Origin of the sequence: Prosthecobacter sp. (genome assembly GCF_044378005.1) — a bacterium.
Classification (GTDB): Bacteria; Verrucomicrobiota; Verrucomicrobiia; order Verrucomicrobiales; family Verrucomicrobiaceae; genus Prosthecobacter.
Window position 1 is genome coordinate 1 of the sequence record NZ_JBILYB010000226.1, and the last position, 6,357, is coordinate 6,357.

Below are 6,357 nucleotides of genomic sequence, written 5' to 3' on the forward strand. Positions count from 1 at the left end.
TCAGTGGGGCTGCCCCTCCTTTGTGTTGTTCTTTGCTCATGGGTTCGAAATAAACGTGCCTCGAAAGGCGGCTCATGCCAGGCAACCAAAATCGAGGAACACTCCGGCGTGCTACTTTTTTAATGTGCGTGGCTTGCACTGCTAGCCTCGTCCTCATCGGGCCTGAGGCTTGTTTCAAACACCGAGTCCCACCAAGACAGGTGCTTCCTGGCATTTGGGTGCTCCTTCCCATGGTGAAGGGACTCGATCACTTCGCTCATGAAGTCGCGACATCCAGCGGGAGGATGCCGCGAGATGATTTCCCGATATTGTTCCAAGTAGCCCTTGTGACGGTCAGGCAAGAGGCCCTCACTGATCAGAATCTGATAAGCCAGCACCTTGCAGCCACAGGGTTGGCAGTGCCGATGCGTGTCATACACCTCGTCGATGACATCCAGCCAGCACCCAATTTCGCTTGGCTCCATGCTACAGAGAACCGGAACCAGACGGTTGAAGTCCTGCATTCCTCCATAGCCTGCACGAAAAGCATGCGGCATGTGCTCGTGCTTTTGGTTGGTGATTAACCGGCGGATTGTGTCAGGGTTATGGGCGTTGAGTTTGCTGTCTTCAGCACGGTTGGAAGTTACCATGCCAAACTTTAGTCAAGCCCGAGTGCCAAATCCTGGCACTCACAAATCCAGGCTGAATACCCTTGGTTCTTCAGGTGGTTCATGAGGCAAGCGGTGAGACCGCTAGATTCATTTCCAATCGAAGCTATAACTTGCCCCATAGACGCAATAAGGCCTGGCCACGTGATTCGTTGGTAGCGGGAGATTCTTGAGTTTCGGCGATGTGAACCGCCACAGCCCGCTTTTGCGGATCATCGTAGTTTTTCGCCCAAATAGTCGCCACGGCTTCGGCGAGCGGTGCGTCGAGCTTGGCATCGTAGCTGGCGAAGAAGCCCTTCGTGCCGAAATACTGCGCGGCGGGGATGCGCGGATCATCGGCGGTGACATCGACATCGTTGAAGAAGCTGATCATCACACGGCTGGTGGCGAGTTTGCGGATCAACACATCGGGATCGAGCTTTCCGGGTGTTGTTTGGCCTTTCACAGCGAGTGCTGCGGCGAATCCGGCGCTTTCGCTGAGCTGCATCCAGCAGGGTTCGAGACGGATCGAACCCCAGCCGACGTGGGAGGCGGACATGGCGACGGGCACGAGCAGGTTATCGATTTCACTAGGCAATAGCGAGCGGTAGGGCACCTGCGCCGGGCGGGATTCTTCACCGAGGAAGAGGATGCCGTCGGTGTTACCACCCGGAGCCTTGCGTGGCAAGCAGGCGACGGAATCGACTGGCCAGTCGGTCATGGCGATGCTGTCGGTGTGAATCGGTGTGCGGGCGATGCCTTCAGCGATGACGTTGTCCTGCTCTTTGAAGACGTAGCGCCCGACGAGCCGCCGTGCCTCGCGGACATAGATTTCATAAGGCGCTGGTGGTTGTCGGGGAACTCATCGGCGGCGAGGCCGTAGTTCTCGAATTGCTTGCGATCCTTCTCCGGCGCTTCGGGGTCGTTCTGCACCCACCACAGGCGCATGAGCATGCCTTCGAGGTAGCGCCGCGAAATGGCCTCGCGCGTGGGCCAGTCGGCAGCAGGATAATCGTTCTGCGGACCAATGAGGCGTCCGCCGTTCCACGCGACTTTCTTGTTCGGCAGGTTCGGCACGAAGCCGCCGCCGAGGGCTTGCTTCGCAATGGCGACATCGTAGCTCGCGGGCTTCGTGACCATGATCCTGTTCGCCGGATCGCGTGTGAGCACGAGACGGTAGTTGTAGGCCATCACGGAGCCATCGGCTTCGCCGCTCTGCGGGCCTTCGACGATGTCAGCGGTCGCGTGGCTGTTGTAGCGGATGTTCAGCGTGCCTTCGTCGGCAGCTTTGGGAAAACCACGCTGGCCTGGCTCCTTGTGGCGCTCCTGGGTGTAAATGACACCCGCATGCTTCTCGCCGTATTGAGCGCGTGATTCACGGCCGATCTGCGTCTTCACACCAGCTGCCGCCATGAGGTCGCCTTCATACATGCCGTCGGCGAAAACTTTGCCGCTGACCGTGATGGTGTCTTCACCGTGCATCGGCTTGAGCGTAACGTTTTTGATCAAAGCACCATCGCGCTCCGCCTTCGTGACGATGTGGCCGAGCAGCACAGCCAGCGTCTTCTCCCTCTCGACCATCTCATTGAAAAGCAACTCAGCGATGCGCGGCTCGATCTTTGGTCGATCAATGTGCGCACGGCTGGTCTTGCTCGGCATCGAGAGAATGTGCTGAGGTGAACCTTCGCCGTATTCCTCACGGTAGTAGTTCGCCGCGTTGGTGATTATCTCGCCATAGATCGGCGAGCGAAGGCCGTCATACGGTGCCTCCCAGCCGCCTGCACCACTGGTGGAGAAACCACCGAGGTGCTGCGTGTGGTTCACCAGCAGCACACTCAAGCCCTCACGCGCCGCCCGCACCGCGCAGGCGATGCCTCCCGGCGTGCCACCGATGACGACGAGGTCATAAGATTTGCCGTTAACGTCCTGCGGCTTCGCTGCGCTCTTCAAAAGCATCGGCGGCGGGATTTTCACCGGCACGGGCGCGGCGCTCGTCTTGATGGGAAAACCAGCGTCAACTCGGGTGTTGCGCTCCGCGATAGCCTCGACCTCCGGCACGAGTTGCAGGCCATCAACGACGACATAGCCGTCCGTGCCCGAGTTTGAGATTTCAATCGTGCCTGATTTGCCCTTCGCGAAGGCAAACACGCCAAGCGAACGCGGAATGCCGTCCTCCAAGCACGCTTCACGTTGATTCTGCATCACGACTTTCTCGCCATCGGCGCTGCGGATAGTGATCTGCGCTTTTTGCGCACGATTCGATGAATGCACATAAAGCAGCCTCACCTCGTATTTGGCATTCGCCGGAATCTCAGGCGTGAACGTCGCCACTGCAGGCGACTTCTTCGCGCGATCATCGTGTCGATACGATGATCCAACGAGTGGTGTGAGCTTGTCACCCGTCTTCCACGCGCCGGTGTATTTCGCCGCGTCGTCGTCGAGCACGATGCCCGCCGTTTTGCGCTCCGCAGTCGAGTTGGTCATCTTTTCCGCCTTGTCGGCTTCCGCGAGCGTGAAACGCGTGCTCACCACCGAGTTCTGCTCGGACCCTGCGCGATACTTGATGTAGGTCGTCGCGACGATGGTGCCGTCCGGTAGCAATTCGAGGCCGGGATAGCCGCAATCACTGCCTTTGTGGCTGTGCAGCAGCTTGATTTTGTATTCGCCATCCTTGCCGCTAATGATGTCCTCATAGCGTCCGACCCAGGCGACAAAATGCGCGCGCGTGGGGCTGTCCTTGCCGATGTCGCGGAAGGCGATGACGAGCCTGCCATCGGGCAAATAGACGTGCTTGTGGCGATCACCGTGCAGCCCCGGCGACAGCGCCTTCACCTCCGACCACGTCTTGCCCTCGTCATCACTCGTGATGAAATGCGAGGGCTGGCTGCGGATGTTTTCGCGGATGAGGCAGAGCAGTTGTTTTCCATCTGGCGAGCGCACCACTTCCGGCTCGCAAGGTTTCAAATCACCGAGATCGACGAGCACGCGCCACGCGCTCCACGTCAGCCCGCCATCGCTCGATTCGCTCTGCGTGACGATATTTGAGCGCGGGTCCTTCGTCTCGCCGGGGCGACGAATGTTCGACAGCCCGATCAACTTCTTGCCACCCTCCACCGGCATGATGGTGCAAAACGGCATCACGCACACGAGGCCGTTGCTTTGCATAGGCGACCACGTCTTGCCCTCATTGGTGGAAACGGACTGCTGCATCGTGCCATCCGGCCCTTGCCCGGCATAAACGATCAGCCGCGCCACGCCTTGTGGATCGGTGAGGCGGTAGATCGCCGGGCAGTTCTTCACCTTCCACCAGTTCTCCGGCACCGGCAGTTCCTCGCTCCATGTCTTGCCGCCGTCATCGCTGCGCTTCAACGGGCCTGCCGTGCCGCCGTGTCCATGCGTCCACACGCAAAACATCGTCTTGCCATCTGGCATCAACAGCGTCGTCGGATGGCCTTGATAGACCTCCGCCGTGCCTTGCGAGATGATGACGTGGCGTGCGGTGTCTTGGGAGAGGTCTGCGACGGGAGGCAGCGCCATGGCATACAAGTGCCCGAGAAACAAAAGGGCTAAGGCAGCGGAAATCCGTGTTTGTGGTTTCATCCCCTGTACACGCAGGAATGCTTTCACATTTGCTGGTCAATGTAGCAGACCACTTCACCAGATTCGGGATGCTTATATAGAAATGTAAATTTGACTCACTGCGGTCACTGACCGTCCACGATGGGCTTTGTCGTCAACTTCGCGGGATCGACGATGACGTGTTTCACCTTCTGGCGTTTCCAGGTGTAGGTGATGTGGACGAGGCCGTCCTTGGTCTGGATGATCGCTGGATAGCTGAACTCTTTCTTCGGCTCGTCTTCAAAGACCAGCGCGGCTTCCCAGGTCTTGCCGTCCTTCCTCACGGCGAGGTTCAGCGGGCTGCGGCCCTTGGCGGTGTGGTTGTAGATGAGCAGGTGACGGCCATCGGCGAGCGTGACGGCGTCGGTGCCGGAGTTGGGGTTTGGCAGGTCGGTGAGTGAAATCTCGCCCCAGGTCTTGCCGGCATTGTCAGAGGTGATCTGGAAGACTTTGCTCTGCTTGGTGCGGCCCACTGCTTGGAGTTTGTCGCCGCCGAGGAAAAGAATGCTCGGTTGGATGGCACCGACCTTCAGGCCATCGTGGAGCAATTCGGTGCGGGTCCAGGTTTTGCCGAGGTCGCTCGTGCGCTCGAAGTAGATGGCCCACGCGCTTGGCTTCGTATCGGTCTCGTTGCTCGTGGGGCAAAGGATGTCGCCATTGGCGAGTTGCACCGGCTTGTTCTTGATCGGCCCGAAGATGCCTTTCGGCAGCTTTTGAGCTGCGGACCATGACTTACCACCGTCTTCGCTCGTTTTGAGCTCACCCCACCAGGTGCTCGGCGAAGGACCCACTTTGTAGAAGAGCATCAACGGCGCGTCCTTCGGCTGAAACAGCACGGGATTCCATGTTGGATGTCGCGAGCCATCTGCCTGCATGCCATTGGCCGTTTCGGTGCCTATGGTCCATTTGCCATCCACAAGGCGGGAGACCCAGATGCAAACGTCTGGGTTCTTTTCTGCCGTTCCGCCGAACCAAGCCGAAACGAGGCCAGTAGGCGTCTCAACGATGGTGGTGGCGTGGATCTGCGGGTAAGGGCCGGTGTCGTAGATGTATTCGGTTTTCAGAATGGCGGGATCGGTGGCCTGAAGTTGCACCGCAGAGAGGAGGAGAACGCAGAGGATGGATTTCATGATTGGGAATTACAAGAGGCCGAGAGCGGTGAGTCTTTCACGAATGATTTCGCGTTCGGCATCGCGGAAGCGGTGGAAGGGCTCGGCCATGTGGTCTTCACAGATGCCGAGGAGACTGAGGGCGCACTTGAGGCCTTTGATGATGGCGCTCTTATGCTTGCCGACGGTGTAGATGGCTCCGGCGAGCTTCATCACCTGCGCGTGAAGCTCTCGTGTGCGCTTTAGGTCCTGCGCGGCCGCGGCTTGATACATCTCGACGTAGAGTTTGGGATGCAAATTGGCACCGCCATTGATGCCGCCATGACCGCCGAGCAGCACGGCCTCAGCGGTGAGTTCCTCAGGGCCGACGAGTACGCTCCAGTCAGCACGTTGCTTCGCGACTTCGATAAGGCGGTGGAAGTAGATCATGTCACACGAGCTGTCTTTGACGCCGCAGACGCCCGGCATGTCGAGCGCACGACGCACGAGGTCGATCTCGAAGCTCACCTTCGTCAAACCGGGCATGTTGTAGAGGAACAGCGGCAGCGGCATCTCGGCGACGAGATCCTGCACATACTCCAGCATCTCCGGCGGCGCGGCGGGGAAGTAATACGGCGGCGCCAGCACGACATGCGTGGCTCCGGCGTCGGCGGAGTATTTCGCGAGGTTCACGCTCTCCGTGAACGACGTGTCCGTGATGCCGACGAGCACGGGGACGCGGCCTTTGGCGATCTGGCAGGTCTTTTCGATCAGCTCACGACGCAGGCGGTAGCTGAGGCTCGGGCCTTCGCCGGTGGTGCCGAGAATGAACAGGCCAGACACGCCGCCGCTGATGAGATGCTCGATGAGCCGGTCCAAACCAGCGACGTCGAGGGTGTCGCGGTCTTTGAGCGGGGTGACGAGGGGCGGGATGATTCCGGAGAGAGGAGCAGCCATGGTGTGGAGAGTTTTGAACCGCTGATTGGACGCTAATGAAACGCTAATTAAGAACTCTGATATTAGCG

5 protein-coding genes are annotated in these 6,357 nt (G+C 59.2%); all 5 read right to left on the reverse strand.

Annotation, left to right across the window (positions count from 1 at the left end; translation table 11 throughout):
* Positions 1-119: 119 nt before the first annotated feature.
* The 5 genes from AC6FTP_RS24800 to AC6FTP_RS24820 all read right to left on the reverse strand — a co-directional run bounded on the left by AC6FTP_RS24800 (position 120) and on the right by AC6FTP_RS24820 (position 6,289).
* A complete protein-coding gene (locus tag AC6FTP_RS24800; RefSeq protein ID WP_497209590.1) occupies positions 120-629 on the reverse strand; it encodes a hypothetical protein in 510 nt (169 codons plus the stop codon).
* 124 nt (positions 630-753) lie between these two features.
* Positions 754-1,458 carry an FAD-dependent oxidoreductase gene (locus AC6FTP_RS24805; protein WP_497209594.1) on the reverse strand — a complete coding sequence of 235 codons (705 nt, stop codon included), beginning with the start codon at positions 1,456-1,458 and terminating at the stop codon, positions 754-756.
* On the reverse strand, positions 1,344-4,163 hold the full coding sequence (locus AC6FTP_RS24810; protein WP_497209591.1) for an FAD-dependent oxidoreductase: 2,820 nt from the start codon (positions 4,161-4,163) through the stop codon (positions 1,344-1,346). The genes AC6FTP_RS24805 and AC6FTP_RS24810 overlap by 115 nt, the downstream gene beginning before the upstream one ends.
* Positions 4,164-4,330: 167 nt before the next feature.
* Positions 4,331-5,374: a sialidase family protein gene (locus tag AC6FTP_RS24815; protein WP_497209592.1), complete on the reverse strand. Its 1,044-nt coding sequence runs from the start codon at positions 5,372-5,374 to the stop codon at positions 4,331-4,333.
* Positions 5,375-5,383: 9 nt separating this feature from the next.
* Complete coding sequence (locus AC6FTP_RS24820) at positions 5,384-6,289, reverse strand: dihydrodipicolinate synthase family protein (protein WP_497209593.1); 906 nt, start codon at positions 6,287-6,289, stop codon at positions 5,384-5,386.
* Between the last annotated feature and the right edge of the window lie 68 nt (positions 6,290-6,357).